General features: G+C 61.2%; 2 protein-coding genes and 1 pseudogene. All 3 read right to left on the minus strand.

Annotated features, from left to right (window positions below; all coding sequences use genetic code 11):
- Positions 1 to 38: 38 nt before the first annotated feature.
- Positions 39 to 2,111 (minus strand): recombinase family protein, encoded by a 2,073-nt coding sequence (locus NKH01_RS35045; protein WP_352858292.1) that lies wholly within the window; start codon positions 2,109 to 2,111, stop codon positions 39 to 41.
- The gene (locus NKH01_RS35050; RefSeq protein ID WP_352509784.1) at positions 2,092 to 2,289 is read right to left on the minus strand and encodes a hypothetical protein; all 198 of its coding nucleotides are present in this window, start codon (positions 2,287 to 2,289) and stop codon (positions 2,092 to 2,094) included. Before NKH01_RS35050 ends, NKH01_RS35045 begins: the two co-directional genes overlap by 20 nt.
- 100 nt (positions 2,290 to 2,389) lie before the next feature.
- A pseudogene (locus NKH01_RS35055) lies at positions 2,390 to 2,509 on the minus strand (hypothetical protein); the annotation flags it as partial.
- Positions 2,510 to 2,605: the final 96 nt, after the last annotated feature.

The following is a 2,605-nucleotide window of genomic DNA, read 5'->3' on the forward strand; positions in this document are numbered from 1 at the left end:
CGACGGCGGTGCGATATACTGCTCATCTGTCGATCGCCTTATAAACTAAGGACATTTTGGCGCGGATCATGAGACGCCGGACGCCGTGATCGCCGCGCATCAGCTTCACGCCGAACGGCATCATTCTCGATATCCGAGAGGTGAATGATCCAGGGTGCCCCCTTGCATAGCTGATTCGCTGCCAACGTGCCGCGGTTGACCATGCGACGGACTGTCGACGGGCTGACCTGGAGAATCGCGGCGGCTTCATCGAGTGTAGCTTCGCCACGCTCCGCACGTTCGCCGTCGCAGTATGGCGCAATGCCATGGGTGTTGCGAAGGCTGCACACCCTACTACGCGTCCAGCTATTGTCCTTCCCTGTCCTTTTGCCGGCGCGATTGAGGATGGCGGCGATCGACAGATCCGACATCTGGCGGGCCAGTGCCCGAACAAGATCAAGGGTATCGCCTTCGATCGTCCACCGGGTTTGCCCGACCTTGTTCTTCTTCACGATGAGACGTGTGTGATCGCCACCTTGCCAATGGATGATGAGCGCCAGACTATCGTCCACCACATCGACAATGATCTCCTTGACCAGCAAGCGAATGATCTTCTTGCGCGTCTCGTTCGAAGCGCCCGGACTGTCCCATGCCTGGGCGAGGTCCTTCCCGAGAGCCATCAGCCTCGCACGATCTCCAGCGGAGACCGTTGGTGCTTGCAGAGCGGCCAAGCGGTCCAGTTCCTCCTCAAGCTCGCCCAGGTGGGTCAGCTTCTCGTTCCAGCGTCGCTCGAGTTCGCCGGCGACAAGCCGGTTCTCGGGATCGACCGCATTGTATTGGCGGCGTGCACGCTCCGCCTCGTACCGGGCCTGCCGGCAAGCATTCTCGACCTGCTGTCGCTTGTCACTATGCTCCTGGCCTTGCACCTCCATGGCAGCCAGCGCCGCCTCGATGCCGAGCGGCTGCAGTCGACCGAGAACCTCCTGGACGACTGCCCGGTCAACCCGCATACCGCCGAAGCGGATGCAGTTGTCGACGGCCTTGTCGCTGAAGGTGCCGCGACAGACGTAACGTTGGGTGTTTCCGCCTTTGCCGCTGTAAGCGACATGCAATCGACGGCCGCAGCGTGCGCAGCGCAATAGGCCTGGCAGCAAGGCTTCTCCGCGGCGGATCGCCCCGCGCCCAAGGTAGCTCTTGCCGTTGGCGTTGTCGGCGATCAAGTGCTGATTCCTCTCGAACTCCTCCCAGGAAATATATGCCTCATGGTGGCTGCGGATCAAAACCTCCCAGTCCTTCCAGTTCCGGCGCATGCTGTCACGCATCACGCGCTTGCGGCCGCCTTCGATTACAACGCGCGTTCCGCGCCGGCCAAATGCGTAGGCGCCGGCATAGACCGGATTGGTCAGCATGTGGTGCAGCGTGTGATAGACCGGCACCTTCCATTCAATCGCGTGTTTGCCGCGGCCCTGAACGACGGCCGGAACTAGAACTTGCTCCTGCCGGAACCAGAGCAAAACCTGCCGGATCGACTGCAACTCGGCGAACTTGCGGAACACCAGAGCAATGCCGTCCTGGACACGACGATCCGAATCCTTGTCGAGCTGCCCATCATCCGCTTTGACATAGCCGACAGCCACAGTCAGCAGAAGTTCCCCCCGGCGAGCCTTCTGCCTGAGCGCCTCGATGGAGCGCTGCCGGAATACCGAAAGCTCCATCTCGCTCATCGTGCCCTTCATGCCAAGCAGCAGACGATCGTTGATCAGACGCGGATCGTAGACGCCATCTTCATCTACGATCAATGTCCCGACCAACCCGCAGAACTCAAGCAAGGTGTGCCAGTCACGGCCGTTGCGCGCCAGCCGCGACGCCTCCAGCGAGACGACCGCTCCGACACGACCTTCGCAGATGGCCGCCAACAGCTTCTCAAAGCCGGGCCGAGCCGTGCCGGCGCCGGATCGGCCGAGATCGTCATCGACGATTTGCACATCATCCCAACCCAACTGCCGAGCCCGCTCAGCTAGGCCATATTGGCGACGCTGGCTCTCAAGGTTGTTTACGACCTGGTAGGACGTTGATTGCCGGATGTAGATGATGGCGCTGCGGCAAAGGTGCTCAGCGGTAATCTTGCTCATCACCCGCCTCCTTCCGGTTCGGGATCGACAGTCCGACGCCCGGCACGGACGCTGCTTCGACGAGTAGAGACTGCAACAGCACCACCGCCTTTACGCGTTCCTCGCCCGACATCTTGGCCGGCGGTATGGTGGGCACAAACAAATCCAGTTGGGTGCGCAGCGGATTCTTCATCGGCATGTCCTCCTCCGGAGATCGAGTCTCTTGGAAGAGAGCCTACGAGATGATCGAGAAGTGCGCGAAGTTCGAGGAGGTGTGTGAGCGAAAGTCGGGGCGCGGCAACGATCGCAACCGAACTGGCCTGTGGGGCGGCCATCCAGTCCGGAAGATGGAAGCTTCCGCCGTGCGGCTGCCGAACCAAAAGGTGGCGGATGCCGTCATGATCATGCTCACCGACCACCGCAACGGTCTGCCCAACCAACGGATGGAATGGATAGGTGACGACAACGTCGAAGCCCGGATTCCCGGCATTATGACGCTGCTTCCGACGGCGGCG

It is taken from the genome of Mesorhizobium sp. M1403, from assembly GCF_040317695.1.
Taxonomy (GTDB): domain Bacteria; phylum Pseudomonadota; class Alphaproteobacteria; order Rhizobiales; family Rhizobiaceae; genus Mesorhizobium.